This is a genomic window from Sorangium sp. So ce836 (assembly GCF_028553905.1).
Taxonomy (GTDB): Bacteria; Myxococcota_A; Polyangia; order Polyangiales; family Polyangiaceae; genus Sorangium; species Sorangium cellulosum_D.
The window spans coordinates 9,168,383-9,184,175 of the sequence record NZ_CP102233.1 but is presented as its reverse complement, the minus strand read 5'-3'; the positions used below and the strand labels follow the sequence as shown (position 1 = coordinate 9,184,175).

Below are 15,793 nucleotides of genomic sequence, written 5' to 3'. Positions count from 1 at the left end.
GCCCCATCATCTCCGATCCCTTGCGTCCCCCTGCGCCCTTGCGGTCCTCTTTTCTTCCGTCATCCCTATGTCCCCGCGATCGTCGACCTGCGGTCCACGGGGCACGCGGCCCAATGATCGCGATCGTGGGTCGACGGCGGCGCACGGTCGGGGCTCCGTCGATGGCGACCCATCTTTCTCACGTTCCCCGCGGCCGCCGAGCGCCGCTCAGGTCCGCGGGGGTCGTTGCACCAGCTGATCGAGCCCCAGCTCCCGCGCCTTCTGGGCGAGCGCCTCGATCTTCTTCTTCCCGTCGGCGTCCGCGCTCGGCAGGAGCGACGTCAGCATCCCCGACAGCGTGCCGTCCGCGGGCCTCGCGAGCGGCGAGGGGTGCGCGACGAGCTGCTTCAGGTCCTCGGGGAGGCTCGCGTTGCCGTTCAGGTAGTCGCCGACGAGCGCGCGCACCGTGGCGCTCTGGTCGACCATCCCGTCGACCGACTGGCCGAGCGTGACCGCCTTGACGAACCGATCGAAGAACGCCCCGTCGCCGCCCACGATGTTGATCTTCGCCTGCTCGAACGCGCCCCGCAGGATCTCCGCCTGCGCCCGCGCGATCTCGGCGCGGATGCGCAGCGCCTCGAGCTCCACCGCCCGCTCCTTCTCGAGCCGCAGGCGGAACTCCTCGTGCTCCCTCCCGACCCCGTCGAGCGCCTTCATGGCCGCGGCCTTCTCCGCCGTGCCCGCCGCCTCGGCCAAGAGCCGCTGCTTGATCGCGGTCGCCTCGGCCAGGCCCGTCTTCTCGAGCGCCATCGCCTCCGCCTCGCGCGTCCTCGCGGTCGCGAGCCCCTTCTGCTCGATGCCCGCGGCCTCGGCGAGCAGCCGCTCCCGCGCCACGAGCGCCTCGGCCCGCCCCTGCTTCTCGATCGCCTGCGCCTCCGCCTCCTTCACGAGCACCCGCGCGAGCCCCTGCTTCTCCTCGCCGACCGCGGCGGCGTTCATCTTCTCGAGCGCCACGCGCGCCTCGGCGAACCCCTGCTTCTCGATCGCCTGCGCGTCGGCCTCCTTCACCCGGATGCGCGCCAGCCCATCGGCCGCCGACTCGGCCTGCACGCCCTCGGCCATGCGGATCTTCGCGCGCGCCGCCTTGTCGCTCGCCTCGAGCTCCGCGTCCGCGATGAGGAGCTTCTCGCGCGCCCGGAACTTCGCCGCCTCCTCGCTCGCCTCCGCCCCCTTGATCTGCTTGACGAGCTGCTCCTGCGCCTCGGCCTCGGCGTTGATGCGCGTCACGTCCTTGAGGCGCGTCGCCTCGGCCACGGCGCGCACGTCCCTGATCCGCTCCTCCTCCTCGGCGACCGTCTTCTCGACCGCGATCCGCGCCCGGACCACGTCGGCGATGTCCTTCTTCTGGAGCTCGAGCTCCTTCTCGCGGGCGATCTTCTGGAGCGACACGTCGCGCTCGCGGCTCACGATCTCGAGCTGCCGCGCCTTCTCGACGCGCTCGGTCTCGACCGCGACCTCGCGCTCCTTGTTCTTCTGGGCGACCTGGACGCCGCGCTCCTTCGCCTCGCGGGCGACGAACGCCTCCTCGTCGTTCTTCTCCTGGAGGAGCACCGTCTTCTTGCGCTCCTCGCTCGTGATGCGGGCGGCCTCGTTCTGCTCGCGCGCCTGCGCCACCGCGATCTCCTTCGCCTTCTTCGCCTCGGCCTCGGCCCGGCGCTGCTCGAAGCGGAAGATGGCCTCATCGGAGTTCAGGTTCTGGCTGCCGATCTCCATCCGCTCCTTCTGGCGGAGCTCGTTCGTCAGCACGTTCTGCGTGACCGTGAGCTCGGTGATCTTCCGGATGCCCTCGGCATCCATGATGTTGTCCTTGTCGAGCAGCTCGATGGGCGTCTGCTCCAGGTAGTCGATCGCCGCGTCCGCGAGCACGAACCCGCTCAGATCCTTGCCGATGACGTCGATGATGTCGTCCTTGAACTTCTGCCGCTCCTTGTAGAGGTCCTCGAAGTTCAGGCGCTTGCCCACGGTCTTGAGCGCCTCGGAGAACTTCGCGGCGAACAGCTGCTCGAGCGTCTCCGGGTTCGACGCGCGGACGCAGCCGATGGTCCGCGCGACCGTGCGCACGTCGTCCTGCGTCTTGTTCACCTGCACGAAGAAGGTGACCTTGATGTCCGCCCGGATGTTGTCCTTGCAGATGAGGCCCTCCTTGCCGCGCCGGTCGATCTCGATCGTCTTGACCGAGATATCCATGTACTCGGCGCGGTGGATGATCGGCAGGACGAGCGTCCCGGTGAAGGTGACGATGGGGTCCTGGCCTCGCGTGTTGATGATCAGCGCCTTGCCCTGATCCACCTGGCGGTAGAACTTGGCGTACATGACCAGCATCCCGAGGACGACGAAGGCGAGGACACCGACGAGGACGAGGACGAGGGGGACAGTCACAGTGGGCACGCGCATCTCCTTCGCGTTCCGGCGGAGGGGAGGGCGCTGACCCTCGCGCCAGCGAGGATCGACGCCCGGGCCCGCACCGAGCCGGGTCGGGGGCCGCACGATGCCCCCTCGGGGGAGAGCGTACACGAAACGAGCAGCGCGAAAGCGGATTCAGCCGCCGCGCTGCTGCTCGTCCCTGGCGCGCGCCGCGGGCATGGCCTCGTCCTCGGCGCCGTCCGGGGGAGCTTCCACGCGGGACGCAAGCCGCTCGGCGAGGGGAGGGGGTGGGCCCAGCAGCCCGTCGAGCGGCTCGACGCCGAAGACCTCGCCGTCGGGGTCCCAGCTCACGAGCAGCGCGCGGTCGCCGCGGCGGAGGGCGCCGGGCGTGTCGCACCGGACGTCGAGGATGTGGCTCGCGCCGCCCTCGTCGATCACCGCCTGGCCGAAGCGCTCGTCGACGCGCCCGGTGGAGACGACGCACACGCGGCCCACGAGGTCCTTCTTCGACGTCGCGTGCCGGGTGACGAAGAGCGGCGCGAGCGGCCGCACCGCGAGCGAGGTCAGCAGCACGGCGACGACGAGCGACGCGGCGAGCGCGGTGACGCCGAGCGCCCAGCGCGGCAGCCCGGCGCCGGTCCAGAGCGGCGCGGCGAGCATCGTCGAGAGGGCGCTCGTGAACCAGCCGAACGCCGCGATCAGCGTGAGCGTCACGGTCGCCGGCACGCGGTGGAGCTCCAGGGCGACGAGCACCGCGCCGACGCCGTGCGCGCCGTCGGCGGCGCCCTCGAGCGAGCCCTTGGCGGCGCCCTCGAGCGAGCCCTTGGCGGCGCCCTCGAGCGCCCCTTTGGCGGCGCCCTCGAGCGCCCCTTTGGCGGCGCCCTCGAGCGCGCCCTTGGCGGCGCCCTCGAGCCCGCCGAGGTCGGGCGTCGCGTCGCCGTGGGCGCCGCCGAGCAGATCGAGGTCGAGCGCGCCGAGGAGGACGAACAGCCAGTAGATGAGCGCGAGCGCGAGCACGACCGTGAAGATCACGGCGGGGAATGCGAGCGAAGCGGCGAGCACCTCGGCCATAGGCAGACGCGGGCAGGGCGCGGGCGCAGGGGAACGCCGCGCGATGCGGCGCCCGCGACCAGCGCGCCCGATTGGATCACAGGGAGGGGAGGGATGGGGTCAAATTCTGCCGGCCGGTATGTCGGCGAAAACGCTTGACATCCCGAGGTAGGCGCCGAAGGCGGAGCAGCCTGAGATGAAACGAGGCGCTAGCGACGGGAAAACCGCGGAGGCGCTGCGAGCGCCCCCGGCTGGCTGGCACGAAGATCGGGCGCCGGCCGGATGGTCAGAAGCAGGCCGAGCCCGCTCACCATTCCGAGGACCGCCATGCCAACGACGGCCTCGACGCCGAGGGCGTCGAAGAAGCGCCCGGCGCAGGAGGCAACGACGACAATGCCGAGGTTCAGAAGGCTCGCGTTCAGGGCGGTGATGGTGCCGCGGACATGGCGGGAGATCTGTCCCAAACCGGAGTGATGGACAGGTCCTGCGATGCCGTACCCCAGCGCCCAGACAACCCCCGCCAGCGCGGCCACCGGCAGCGAGAACGGCGGGAGCACGCCGACCACCAGACATCCGATGAGCGTCGCGATGACGCCGCCGACGACGACCCGCGAGCGCGATCCGGCGAGCCGCTCGGTTCGACCGATCAACGAGTTACCTATCACCGTCACGAGTCCGAATGCGCCGACCATGACGCCGATGGCCTCGGTCTGCATGTGGAACCGACGGCGCAAGACCTCGGCCAGGACCGTGGTGACGCCGATCGACAGACCGAGCCACAGAAAGCTGGCTGCGAGCCGCCGCCGGACGCTGTAGATGGTGAGCGCCTCTCGGAACGTGGTCCAGAAACCCATGTTCTGTACCGCGGCGCGCCGAACGGGCATCCGCCACGTCAGGACGGCTGCCACCAGCGCCGCTGCTCCGACCAGGAGATACGCTGCTCGCCAGTCGACCCGCGCGGCGAGCACGGCGCTGACGACCGGCATGATGACGAAGCTGAGCGTCAATCCCATGAAGACGCGGCCCGTGGCCGCCGGCTGCGCCTCCTCCTCGACATTGTCGTTGATGATGGACAGCGCGTTAGGTTGGACCGCGGCAGCGCAGATGCCCCCGAAGATGCCAGCGGCGACGGCAGACGAGAAGGAAGGCGCCAGGGCGATGAGCACGGCTGCTGCGCTGAACCCGATGAGCCCTGGAACGAGCAGGGGCTTGCGCCCGAACCTGTCGGATAACGGGCCGAGGAGCGGCGCGAGGGAGGCATAGACGAGCGCGTAGCTCGCCGGCAACCAGGCAATCTGCGCAGCGGGAACGCCGAAATGAGCGCCCATGGCCGCCATCATCGGCCCTGCGACCACCTCCGCTGTCCCAATGAGGAACATGACCAACATCAGCGGTATCAACCGCCGAGTCGGTACACGAGGCGCCACTGGACTAGCGGAGGATTGGAGGTTCTGAGATGTCACCCAGTGTTTTCCTGCGTCGCCGGCGACGGCTCCGAGCTGCCGGCCGAGCCGAGCGCGCAGCGGCCGGTAGACTCGGTCAGAAGAAGTGAACCTCGAGCTTCAGGTGGTCAAGATAAGGCCAATCCAGGGTGCCGTGAAGGGAAAAATCTTCCGCCACGAAGATTCGCTCGTCATTCGGCTCTTCCTCGTACGTGAGGCCGTTGCAGATGTACCGGTCCAGGTAGTCGTAGTCGGTCGGTACGATGGCGTCTTTGCCGTGCGCCGTCACGTCGAGGATGTAGTTGACGTCGCCTGCCTGGTAGATGCTCACCACCGGGCTGAGGTGCGCCATGCCGATGTGCTTCAGGAATTCGATGCCGAAGTTGTTGGCGCCGACTTCGAAGTCAATCCTATCTTTTCGCATCTGGTCAGTGACCACGCGAGGCTCTTCACCTAGATTCTTGTAGAGGTGAAGGTTGGGCGAGTCCGTCCCTGCCTTGTCGTAGATGTACTCGTACCTGGTGTTCTTCGTCTTCTTGGCGCTCGAGATGAAGTAGTAGTGTCCCAGGCTGTGCAAGATCATGAACGTCTTGGAGGACAGCGAGATCCCTTCCCGGAACGTGAAGGTCTTGTATTTGATGACGGCCTTGATGTTGTTCGGGTGAGATTCGACCGTGTTGTATTCGAGGTCGAACATCTCTGCGGTCTGCTTGATCAGCTTGTCATAGTCGCTCTGGCTGACCATCTCCAGGACGCTCTTGATCTTCTCTTTTTTCGAGGCGAAGCCGGGTTTTGCCTTCGTCGACGTGCTCTCTTGCGTTTCCATGTGATCCTCTATTGTCCTTCTGAGACATCAAGTAAGTAATCTGTCGGTGTCAGCGCTTTGGTGTCGAAATTTCGGTGTACAGCGGCAGTCCAGCGAACCGACGCCGGGGGGCGGTCCGCCCTGCTCAATGTGAGCGGCTCGCCGCGTCGCGCACCGGGCTACTTCGCGTCGCCGCTCGAGACCACGCCGCCGTCCGCCAACGACGGGAGCGTATGGCCCATCCGCAGGCGCTTCGCCTCGAGGTAATGCGCCGAGAAGGGGTTGGCCGGAATGAGCGCCGGAGCGCGCGAGGCCACGTGCACGCCGAGCGCGACGAGCGCGTTCACCTTGTCCGGGTTGTTGGTGAGAAGCCGGATCGATTCGATGCCCAGGTACTCGATCATGGCGGCGGCAGGCTCATAACCGCGGGCGTCGTCGGGCAGCCCGAGGAGGCGGTTCGCATCGATCGTGTCGTGCCCGAACGATTGTAGCTCATATGCGCGGATCTTATTGGCGAGGCCGATCCCGCGTCCCTCCTGCCTGAGGTAGAGCACTACGCCAAGCCCTTGCCGCCCGACCTCGGCTTGCGCCGCCTCGAGCTGTTCGCGGCAATCGCACTTCAGAGAACCGAATACCTCGCTCGTAAGGCACTCGGAGTGAACGCGAAGGGTCACCCCCGACTTCCCGCGAACGTCGCCCATGACCAGCGCGACGTGATCGGGCGAGAGCCCGTGCTCGGGATGGGCCGAGCTGAGCCAATGGAATACCAGCATCTGAAAGACGCCATGCTTCGTGGGTACAGGAGCCTGGGCGCGTATATCGAGCTGAGGCCGGATCGCCGTCACGGGGACGTGCATCTCGCTCTCCTTCTGAACATGATCAGCCCCCCGATGAAGCGACGACTGTCGCGCGAATTGCTCTCGCTCGGAGAGACGCAGCCATTCCGCTGCGTTGCCCAGTGCTTTAGCCCACTCACCGAGTGAGCGCAAGAACGAATGGTGGCCCTCGATTCGATCCTCAATGCGTTCGATATGCGTTCGCGATCGGCGAGAGCGTGACGCGCCGTCCTCAGGCCCGCGCCGGGAGAGAGGTGGTGAGAATCGAACCAGTTCGCCTGAGCCGCACTGCTGGGCTCGACCCAAGATGATCCCTACAAGATCTATATCTCGTCATACCCCTACCGCGTCGCAAGTGGTCGTCACGGTGCCGTCGCATCAATTTACGGTGGCGTGCCCTGCCCAGGCCGGGCTCGTCGAGGCGGACGTCCCGGCTTCTTGGCTCCCGCGTCGCTCAGGCCGTCAGCCGAACATCTCGAGGGCCGCGCCGGTCACGGCCTCTGGAGCGTCGAGCGCGGCGTACGCGATGAACCGCGCCACGTCGTCCGCGCTCATCTGCGGAGCGAACCCGCTGCCGACGAGCATGTCCGTGTCCACGGAGCCGGGGAGCACGGCGATCGACAGGAGCCCCGTCGCGCGCAGCTCCTCGGCGAGGCTCTTCGAGAAGCCGACGAGGCCCCATTTCGACGCGGCATAGGAGGCGTTGCCGGGCGACGCGATGGTCGAGGAGATGCTGCCGACATGGATGAGCCGGCCGCGCTTCTCAGCCAACATGGCCGGGAGGAAGGCGCGCGAGACGAGGTACGGGCCGCGGAGATTGACCGCTATCACCTCGTCCCAGGCGGCAGGGGAGGTCTCGTGGACCGCCGCGCCGCGGCGGACGATCCCGGCGTTGTTGATGACGACGTTGGGCGCGCCGCGCCAGGCGACGACCTCGGCGGCGGCGCGCGCGACCTGCTCCTCGCAGGCGACATCGCAGGGGACCGGCAGCGCGGCGACGTCGAGTCGGCGTACCGCGTCGGCGATCTCGTCAAGGCGTGGACCCTGGCGGCCGAGCAGCGCGACGGAGAGGCCCCGGCGCGCGAGAGCGAGCGCGGTGGCCCTTCCGATCCCTCGGCTCGGTCCGGTGACGACCGCAACGCCGGTCATACCCGGCCCCCGGCGAGCGCGGCGGCGACCGCGATGTCGCGCTCCGGGCACGGCTCAGCGAACAGCCCCGCGACCGCGACCGTCTCGATAACGGCGCCCGCCTTGCGCTCGCCGCGCGCGACCAAACAAGTGTGGGTCAGCGCCAGCTTGCACAGGGCGCCCCTCGCGCCGAGCTCGTTTACGAGCAGCTCGACGAGCTGCCCGCCAATGCGCTCCTGCAGGGTGAGGCGCCGGGCGAGCGCGTCGAGCACGCGCGCGAGCGTGCCGATGCCAGCCATCCGCGCGCCCGGCAGATAAGCGATGGTCCCGGCGCCGTGGGCCGGTAGGAGGTGGTGCGGGCACATCGTGGTCACGGCGAGGTCGCGGGCCACGACGAGCCCACGATCGAGGGGACCCGCCTCCATGCTGCCCTCGCGGAGAATGGCGGCCGCGTCGACCGCGTCCCCGCGGATCAGGTCGTCCGCCCACGCGTCGGCGACCCGCTTGCCCGTGCCGGCGAGGTCTCCCTTGAGATCGCGCCCCAGGGCGCGAAGAAACTCTTCGATGGCCTGCGCTGCCCTACGCCGGTCGATCATGGCGGCCTGGTTCATTGAACACCATTCAATAGGAAATGAGGCACCTGTGAGCGTGCGATGACGCAACAAATCAAAATAACTCCGAGGCGTCAAGCCCGAGGAGCTCGAGTCCGCGTGGATGCGACGAAGCCGCGCATGGACGGCCTGCGCATGCATCTATTCGCACGAACATTCCCATGTCACTGCTGCGCGAGGGACCGGCCCGAGCTGCTCGCCGGCCGTCGCGGCGCGCACCCACGAGGTCCATTGACAATGGATCGCGTTTGCCTCATGAGGGTTGACCCATGAATGTTCGTCTCGTGCACGAATTTCGCTTCGAGGCCGCTCATCGACTTCCCAGGGTGCCGCCTGGACATAAATGTGCGCGCCTCCATGGCCACAGCTTCAAGGTCGAGATCGCCATCCGTGGCCCCGTGAATGAGGAGACGGGGTGGTTTCTCGATTTCGGCCATCTCTACGAGGCCTGGGCTCCTCTCTACGCGGCGCTCGATCATAACTACCTGAACGATGTTCCCGGGTTGGAGAACCCGACCAGCGAGGTGCTCGTCCGGTGGATTTGGGACCGGCTCGCGCCGTCGTTGCCCTTCTTGAAGCGGGTCACGATTTTCGAGACCTGCGACGCCCGCTGCGAGTACGAAGGGGACTAGTCCGGCCCGCCTGAAGTCCGGCCAGGGATGATGGCCGGACTTCAGCGCTGCTTCGCGGCGGCTTCGCGCGGGCGGGACCCTGTGCGACGAACGCCGCGAGCGGCCCGAGCTCATGGAGCGCGAGCGAGGGGGAGCTGCAATACTCCGAGCGAGCTCGACGCGGTGCCGAGCTCGCCGGGTTCATGGGTACAGATCGGTGCTGAGGTACTTCAACCCCGAATCGCACGCGAGGCACACGATCGTCCCGCCGCGGTGCGGTCCCGCGAGCAGCTTCTCCGCGGCGGCGACGTTCGCGCCCGTCGAGAAGCCTCCGAAGATACCCTCGCTCCGGGCGAGCCGGCGGGCCGCGTCGATGGCCTCCTCGTCGCTGACGGTGAGATAGCCATCGCACAGCGCCCGATCCAGGAGTGGCAGCTCTCGGCTGTAGCCGCCGCCCTGGATGCGGTGCCGCTGATCCGTGACTTCCCCGCCTGCCAGGAAGGGCGCCGTTGCGGGTTCGACCACGTAAGTGCGGACGGCCGGCAGCGCACGTTTCAACGCCCGCGCCACGCCGGCGAACGTGCCGCCGGTGCCCACGAAATCGACGAACGCATTTAGTCGGCCGCCGGTCTGCCTCAGGATCTCCACGCCTGTCCCGCGCTCGTGCGCCTCGACGTTGGCTTCCATCTCGAACTGATCTGTCCGACAGGCGCCCCGCTCGACCACGATAGCGCGGGCGCGCTCCTCGACGAGCGCGAGATCGAGCCCGCTGACGACGCCGGGCACCGAGTCGTGGTGCTGCGGTACCAGCACGACCTCGGCGCCGAGCGCCATCATCATGCGAGCGCGCTCGATGGAGTTCCCCGCGCTCATCACCGCCACGAAGGGATGCCCGAGGATCGCACACGCGATCGCCAGCCCGGCGCCGGTGTTGCCGCTCGTGAGCTCTACGACCGGCTGTCCAGGCCGCAGGGCGCCTGTGCGGCGGGCGGCGCGCACCATCTCCACCGCGATCCGGTCCTTCTTGCTGAGGCCCGGGTTGCGCATCTCGAGCTTCAGGAAGATCGACCCATTTCGCCCGCGGCATAGGCGGTCGAGCGCCACGAGCGGGGTGTCGCCGATCGTATCGGCCACGCTCGCGGCGACACCCGCCGTGGCTTCGCCCGGCCACCGCGCGCTGCCCGCCTGCATCTCGCCCCGGCGGGCGATCAGCAGCGCGGCGTCCCACGCGCGCCACGCGCAGGCCGCGTCCATGCGCGAATCCTGCCGCAGCCAGAGGAGATGATCTTCCACGGCGATGCGGCGCTCGCCAGCGAGCCTGTCAAGCGCCGAGCGGGGCGGCCCGGCGCCGAACGCCGCGACATCATCGCTCGCCGCCTGCTCTCGGATCGGCTCCCCCGCCGCGCACCCGAGCTCCCGCGCGAGCCCTTCGAGACGGAAGATGTCCAGCAGCAGGAGCGCACCGTGCGGCGCCAGGCACGCGCAGATCGTGCGAAGGAGAGCCCTCTCTGCGCGATCGGACAGCTGAGATGCCGCGCATACCGAGAGGACGACATCGAAGCGCGCATCCCCGAGCCTCGCCGCGATCTCGGCCGACTCCACCGGTAGCACGTGCGTGGCGACGACGGAATCTCCCAGGGCGTCGCGGGCGCGCTCGATCATCGCCTCGTCTCCGTCGAGGAGCGTGAAATGGACGCGAGCGGGGCCGAGCGTGCCGCGCAGCACGGCCGCAGGCTGGAGCGCGCCGCAGCCGAGCTCGAGCACACGGAGTTGCCCGTCAGGCAGCGACCGGCTCAGGAGCCGCGCGGCGGATGCGAGCGCCACCATGGCCGCGCTCGCCATTGGAGTCGCCGGATCGCCGAGGAGCTCAGGCGTCCCGAGCGCATCCCAGCGCTTGAGCCAGCAGCTCAGCACGTCACCTCCGTCGCCGTGTGCCTCATGATCGACGTGCGCCACGTCGGCTCCGCGCACGACTGCGCTGGATCACGGCGTCGAGCGTGCCCCAGGGCCGGACAACGGCACGCTCTCGCGCGCATGTCTGCGCCGGAGGAGGACCCCGGCGGCCAGCGCGCGATCATGGCACGCCGCCCGGCCGATGGTTCTCCTCGATGGCGATCTGCGCGATGATGTCACGCATGACCTCGCTCGCCCCGCCGGCCATGGTCGCGGCGGGCGCGTCGCGGTATATCCTAGAAATCGCCGAGCCCTCCAGGTAGCCGCGGCTGCCGTGGAGCTGCAAGCACTCCGCGGCCACGCGGCTCGCGAGCTCGGTGGCGCGGAGCTTGGCCATCGAGCACTCCGCGATGGGCAGCTCGCCGCGTCGGTACAGCCATGCGGCGTGGTAGACGAGCTGGCGAGCCGCCTCGATGTCCGTCACCAGGTCGGCGACCCGGTGCCGGATCGCCTGCAGGCCCGCCAAGGTCCCCTGGAAAGCGGGCCGCCCGACGATGTGGCGGCAGGTCTCCTCGATGCAGCGGTCCATCCCGCCGATCGCCAGCGTCGCTGCGACCAGCCTCTCGAGCTGGAACCCGCGCATCAGATACATGAAGCCGCCGGCGGGCTTGCCGATCAGGTTTTCGGCAGGCACGCGCACGTTCTCGAAGCGGAGCTCCGCCGTGTCGGAGCAATGCCACCCAATCTTGTCCTGCCTCTGCCTGGAGATGCCGGGCGACTCAGCATCGACGATCAAGAGAGAGAGCCCCGTAGCACCGCGCTTCGCCGTGGTCGATGCGGGCGCGGTGCGCGCCGCCAGCGTGATGAAGCCGGCCGTCGTCCCGTTGGTGACGAAGGTCTTCTCGCCGTTCACGACGAAGCAATCACCGTCGAGCGTCGCCGTGGTGGCGATGCGGTTCAGGTCCGAGCCGGCGTCCTTCTCCGTGATCGCGAGCGCCGCGATCTTCTCTCCGGCGATCGCCTTCGTCAGGTAGCTGCGCTTCAACGCCTCGCTGCCGGACGTGGCGAGATAGTGGGTCGCCATGTACTCGTGCACCGACACGGAGGCCCGGAAGCCGGAGTACCCCGTGCGGCCGAGCTCCTCGAGAAATGCCAGCGAGTAAAACAGATCCAGCTCGGCTCCGCCGTACGCCTTCGGGTACGGGAGCCCGAGCAGCCCGCGGCGGCCCATCTCCAGCCATGTCTGTCGCGGAATGCATCGAGCGTGCTCCCACTCGTCGGCGAACGGTAGTACCTCCTGCGCCAGGAACTCCCGTACGCGATGACGAAAGGCCTCGTGCTCGGGCGAAAAGTAGACGGACATCACGGCGTCCAGCGCTCCATGCTCCTGCTGCCCCTCTCCACGTGGTGCTCTCGCTGTCCGTCAGCAGGATTCCAGCGTGGCACGAACGTGACCCACCAGCGCGTCTTCTGACGTCCGGAGGAAGAAGTGTTCACCGGGGAGTACATGGGCGGTGAACCGTCCTGTCGTATAGCGACCCCACTCTGGGATGCGATCCGGCGGAGCGAGCGCGTCGTCCGCGCCAGCGAACACGGTGATCGGGACGTCGAGCGGCTCGTTGGCCGTCCCCGACCACGTCTCCGCCAGTTTGATATCCGCGCGCAGCGTCGGCGCGAACAGCGCCATGAACTTCTTGTCTGCCAGGACCTCCGGAGGCGTCCCGCTGATGTCGCGCAGCCCCTCGTAGAACTCCTCGTCTGGCAGGTGGTGGATCGCCGGCACGTAGCGAGGGACGTGCGGCGCGCGGCAACCGGCCAGCAGCAGGTGCGCCGGATGCGGCTTGCCCTTCGCCGAGAGCTGCCGGGCGAGCTCATAGGCAACCGCCGCGCCCATGCTATGGCCGAAGAAGACGAAGCGCCCGGTGAGCAGCTCTAGAAGCGAGTCCTCGATGGCGGCGAGCAACGCGGGCCATTCGCGGTACGCGGGCTCCTTGATCCGGCTATCGCGACCCGGAAGCCGTACCGCCATGACGTCCACGTCCGCCGGGATCGCGTGGACCCAGCCCCGAAACACCGAGGGGCTGCCGCCAGCGTAAGGAAAGCAGAACATTCGGAGCCTCGCGTTCACTCGCGGGGCCGGGCGGTATATCCAGCGATTGAGGCCAGGGGCTGCGGTAGGGATCTGCTCGATACTCATCTCAGCCTCTCGATTCGCAGGAGCGGACGGCAGGCAACGTTTCAGGATCTATCGAGCGCATCGCGCGGCGCCTCGCTCAAGGCTGTGTCCGCGCGGGCGGCGATCGCCTGCGCGGGAGCGGCGCGCTGGAACCAGTTGAGCACCGCCAGCGCAAAGACGCCGGTCACGAGCCCCCAGAACGCGGCGCCGATCCCGAACAGCGAGACGCCCGACGCGGTGACCAGGAAGGTGACCAGCGCGGGCTCTCGGGCGCGTTCGTCTCTCATGGCGCCGGAGAGGCCGCTCGCGATCGTGCCGAGCAGCGCGAGCCCGGCCACGGCGAGCACGAGCTCTCTGGGAAAGGCCGTGAACAGCATGCCGACCGCCCCCCCGAAGACGCCGACGAGCAGGTAAAAAACGCCGGCGGCCACGCTCGCCAGGTACCGCTTCGCCGGATCCTCGTGCGCCTCTTTGCCCATGCAGATGGCGGCGGTAATGGCGGCGAGGTTCAGCGCGAAGCACCCGAACGGCGCGAGCAGCAGGGTGGTGACACCGGTCCATGTGATCAACGGCGACACCGGCGTCGCGTAGCCGGAGCCGCGGATGACGACCACGCCGGGGAGGTTCTGCGACGCCATCGTGACGACGAACAGCGGAATCCCCACGCTGATCAGGACGGGCCAGGAAAACGTCGGCATGACGAACGTCGGCGTCGTCAGCGTTAGCTGGGACGACTCGATGCGGAGCAAGCCTTGCCACCATGATACGCCGACGCCGAGGAACAGCACGACGATCACCGCGTAACGAGGCCACAGGCGCTTGCAGAGCAGATAGGCGAAGAACATCGAGAAGACCAGCAGGAACCTGGTCTTCATGGCGGTGAACACGTCCATCCCGAAGCGGACGAGCACGCCAGCCAGCATAGCGGAGGCGATCGGCAGCGGGATGCGATCGATCACCCGCTCGAACCAGCCGGTCAGCCCGCAGATGGTGATCAACGCCGCCGAGAGCACGAAGGCGCCGATCGCTTCCGCCATGGATACGCCGGCGAGGCTTGTGACGAGCAACGCGGCGCCCGGCGTGGACCAGGCCGTGACGACAGGCGCTCGGTAACGCAGCGAGAGGCCAATGCACGTGACGCCCATACCCAGGCCGAGCGCGCCCATCCAGGAGCTCAGCTCGGCCGGCGTCGCGCCGGCGGCGCTCGCGGCCTGGAACACGATAGCGGCCGCGCTGGTGAAGCCGACCAGGACAGTGATGAAGCCCGCGACGACGACGGATAGCGGAATCGAGCTCGTCACAGTCCTCGGCATGAACATACATCCACGGCCGCGTCAATCAACCAGCGCTGTCCAGGGCCTGCAGACCTGCCACACCACGCTACGCCGGATCACGCTGCGCTGCCGCCGGCCTGCCGCGCCGCGAGCGCGGCATCGATGGCGGCCGCCATGTCGTCGAGCCGGCTCGCCGTGAAGATATCGTCCGGCGCGAGGACGTCTGCTCCGAAGCTGTCCTCGATCCGGGAGAGCAGCCGCACCGCCGTCAGGGAGTTCCCGCCGAGCTCGAAGAAATCCATATCAGGGCGCACCGCGCTCGCTCCGAACAGATCCCGCCAGATGTCGGCGAGGCGCGACTCGATCTCGTTGCGGCTACCCTCCTGCGGGCGCGGCGCGTGCCCCGCGCGAGAGAGCGCCGCGCGCTCGCGGAGGCTGGCCTCGGTGGGAAGGGCGCTCACGAAGATGAAGCGCTCGGGGACAGGATGGCCTGGGAGCTGGCTTGTGATCGCGGCGCGCAGGTCGTCGGCGAGCTTGCGCCGCGTCGGCCAGCGCTCGGCGGGAGCCGCCGCGCCGGTCCGCGCGCCGGCGCGTCGCTTCTGCGCACGGCGGCCGTAGACGGTATAGCAGCCCGTCTTGACCATGCGGGCGTCGCAGTCGTTCGCGACGTCGAAGCCCCGGTCGCCGAGCATCTTCAGGACCTCGGCGAGCCGACCCCCGATGTCGTGTACCTCGATGACGATCTGCGCGACCTTGGCCCACGTCGCTTCGTCCATGCCGCTCAGGACGTCCATCTCGGCCTTTTCAACGTCGATCTTCAGGAGATCGATCTCCTCGATACGTTGGAGCTGGACCACCTGCCGCAAGGTCATGACCTCGACGCTCCGCCGCTCCATCGCCATGCGGTCCGCGACGAGGTCGTCCAGGAGGCGTCCTTCCTGCGCGCCCTCGCCCGTGAGCAGGTAGGCGCGGAGCACGTCGCGATCCTCCGCGTCGGCGAAGCGGCCCGACATCACGGTGTTGTTGGGGTAGAAGGTGAACTCGGTCCGACCCGCCTCGCTCCCCATGGCGCAGTTCAGCACCGTGATGTCCGCGCGGTGGATCTCGGCGTTGGCGCGCACCGCGCGGCTGAGCTCGGCGATGGGCTCGACCGCGACGATGCGCGCGGTCGGGCAGGTCTTCGCAGCGAACGTGCTGAACATGCCGATGTTGGCGCCCACGTCGATGATGCACGCTTGCTCCGGCAGCTCGATCCCGTGCCGCAAATAGGCATTGTCGAGGAAGATCTCTCGGTATAGGAAGTCGGTCTCCGTGCGATTCCGCTGCGCGACCAAGAGGTCGGCGCTCGGCTCGTGGAGCGACAGCCCCTCGAGGCGGCCGTCTGCCTCGAGCGCGCACGCGCGCCGGATCTCCCCTGCGCGATGGGCATCCGGGACGATGTAAGCGACGAGCGCGCCAGAATCAGAGCCCCCCGACGCCACGACGGCGTCCTCGACCGCGGCATGACCGCGGAGGCAAGAGGTGAGCGCGCAGTTCACATCATTGTCATTGTGGTTCATGTTCC

At 68.3% G+C, this 15,793-nt stretch carries 13 protein-coding genes; 1 reads left to right on the top strand and 12 read right to left on the bottom strand.

The window, feature by feature from the left end; all coding sequences use genetic code 11:
* Window positions 1-207: 207 nt before the first annotated feature.
* The 7 genes from NQZ70_RS33235 to folE form a co-directional block, all read right to left on the bottom strand.
* On the bottom strand, window positions 208-2,433 hold the full coding sequence (locus NQZ70_RS33235; RefSeq protein WP_129577825.1) for a hypothetical protein: 2,226 nt from the start codon (window positions 2,431-2,433) through the stop codon (window positions 208-210).
* Between the two features lie 144 nt (window positions 2,434-2,577).
* Window positions 2,578-3,435, bottom strand: coding sequence for an OB-fold-containig protein (locus tag NQZ70_RS33230; protein WP_237244258.1), 858 nt, complete (start codon window positions 3,433-3,435; stop codon window positions 2,578-2,580).
* A 227-nt stretch (window positions 3,436-3,662) separates the two neighbouring features.
* Window positions 3,663-4,841 carry an MFS transporter gene (locus NQZ70_RS33225; protein WP_129577823.1) on the bottom strand — a complete coding sequence of 393 codons (1,179 nt, stop codon included), beginning with the start codon at window positions 4,839-4,841 and terminating at the stop codon, window positions 3,663-3,665.
* A 151-nt stretch (window positions 4,842-4,992) separates the two neighbouring features.
* Window positions 4,993-5,721, bottom strand: coding sequence for a hypothetical protein (locus tag NQZ70_RS33220; RefSeq protein WP_129577822.1), 729 nt, complete (start codon window positions 5,719-5,721; stop codon window positions 4,993-4,995).
* Between the two features lie 158 nt (window positions 5,722-5,879).
* The gene (gene ribA, locus NQZ70_RS33215) at window positions 5,880-6,557 is read right to left on the bottom strand and encodes a GTP cyclohydrolase II (protein WP_129577821.1); all 678 of its coding nucleotides are present in this window, start codon (window positions 6,555-6,557) and stop codon (window positions 5,880-5,882) included.
* Window positions 6,558-6,998: 441 nt separating this feature from the next.
* Window positions 6,999-7,685, bottom strand: a complete 687-nt coding sequence (locus tag NQZ70_RS33210) for an SDR family oxidoreductase (RefSeq protein WP_129577820.1) — start codon at window positions 7,683-7,685, stop codon at window positions 6,999-7,001.
* Entirely contained in the window at window positions 7,682-8,260 is a 579-nt protein-coding gene (gene folE, locus NQZ70_RS33205) for a GTP cyclohydrolase I (RefSeq protein WP_129577819.1), read from the bottom strand. Before folE ends, NQZ70_RS33210 begins: the two co-directional genes overlap by 4 nt.
* 284 nt (window positions 8,261-8,544) lie before the next feature.
* Between folE and queD the strand changes: the two genes are divergently transcribed.
* Window positions 8,545-8,907: a 6-carboxytetrahydropterin synthase QueD gene (queD, locus tag NQZ70_RS33200; RefSeq protein ID WP_129577818.1), complete on the top strand. Its 363-nt coding sequence runs from the start codon at window positions 8,545-8,547 to the stop codon at window positions 8,905-8,907.
* Window positions 8,908-9,087: 180 nt separating this feature from the next.
* Here the strand turns inward: queD and NQZ70_RS33195 are convergent, their stop codons facing one another.
* The 5 genes from NQZ70_RS33195 to NQZ70_RS33175 form a co-directional block, all read right to left on the bottom strand.
* Window positions 9,088-10,800: a pyridoxal-phosphate dependent enzyme gene (locus NQZ70_RS33195; protein WP_129577817.1), complete on the bottom strand. Its 1,713-nt coding sequence runs from the start codon at window positions 10,798-10,800 to the stop codon at window positions 9,088-9,090.
* Between the two features lie 160 nt (window positions 10,801-10,960).
* Window positions 10,961-12,142, bottom strand: coding sequence for an acyl-CoA dehydrogenase family protein (locus NQZ70_RS33190; protein ID WP_129577816.1), 1,182 nt, complete (start codon window positions 12,140-12,142; stop codon window positions 10,961-10,963).
* A gap of 60 nt (window positions 12,143-12,202) precedes the next feature.
* A complete protein-coding gene (locus tag NQZ70_RS33185; RefSeq protein WP_165374296.1) occupies window positions 12,203-12,889 on the bottom strand; it encodes a thioesterase II family protein in 687 nt (228 codons plus the stop codon).
* A 128-nt stretch (window positions 12,890-13,017) separates the two neighbouring features.
* Entirely contained in the window at window positions 13,018-14,268 is a 1,251-nt protein-coding gene (locus tag NQZ70_RS33180; RefSeq protein WP_129577814.1) for a benzoate/H(+) symporter BenE family transporter, read from the bottom strand.
* A gap of 77 nt (window positions 14,269-14,345) precedes the next feature.
* Entirely contained in the window at window positions 14,346-15,788 is a 1,443-nt protein-coding gene (locus NQZ70_RS33175) for an FkbM family methyltransferase (protein ID WP_257792803.1), read from the bottom strand.
* Window positions 15,789-15,793: the final 5 nt, after the last annotated feature.

Bases quoted from the DNA above. Each gene is read 5' to 3' on its own strand.
- NQZ70_RS33235 (WP_129577825.1), bottom strand. From the start codon at position 2,433: ATGCGCGTGCCCACTGTGACTGTCCCCCTCGTCCTCGTCCTCGTCGGT.
- NQZ70_RS33225 (WP_129577823.1), bottom strand. From the start codon at position 4,841: ATGTTGGTCATGTTCCTCATTGGGACAGCGGAGGTGGTCGCAGGGCCG.
- NQZ70_RS33210 (WP_129577820.1), bottom strand. From the start codon at position 7,685: ATGACCGGCGTTGCGGTCGTCACCGGACCGAGCCGAGGGATCGGAAGG.
- folE (WP_129577819.1), bottom strand. From the start codon at position 8,260: ATGATCGACCGGCGTAGGGCAGCGCAGGCCATCGAAGAGTTTCTTCGC.
- NQZ70_RS33220 (WP_129577822.1), bottom strand. From the start codon at position 5,721: ATGGAAACGCAAGAGAGCACGTCGACGAAGGCAAAACCCGGCTTCGCC.
- queD (WP_129577818.1), top strand. From the start codon at position 8,545: ATGAATGTTCGTCTCGTGCACGAATTTCGCTTCGAGGCCGCTCATCGA.
- ribA (WP_129577821.1), bottom strand. From the start codon at position 6,557: ATGCACGTCCCCGTGACGGCGATCCGGCCTCAGCTCGATATACGCGCC.
- NQZ70_RS33190 (WP_129577816.1), bottom strand. From the start codon at position 12,142: ATGTCCGTCTACTTTTCGCCCGAGCACGAGGCCTTTCGTCATCGCGTA.
- NQZ70_RS33180 (WP_129577814.1), bottom strand. From the start codon at position 14,268: ATGCCGAGGACTGTGACGAGCTCGATTCCGCTATCCGTCGTCGTCGCG.
- NQZ70_RS33175 (WP_257792803.1), bottom strand. From the start codon at position 15,788: ATGAACCACAATGACAATGATGTGAACTGCGCGCTCACCTCTTGCCTC.
- NQZ70_RS33185 (WP_165374296.1), bottom strand. From the start codon at position 12,889: ATGTTCTGCTTTCCTTACGCTGGCGGCAGCCCCTCGGTGTTTCGGGGC.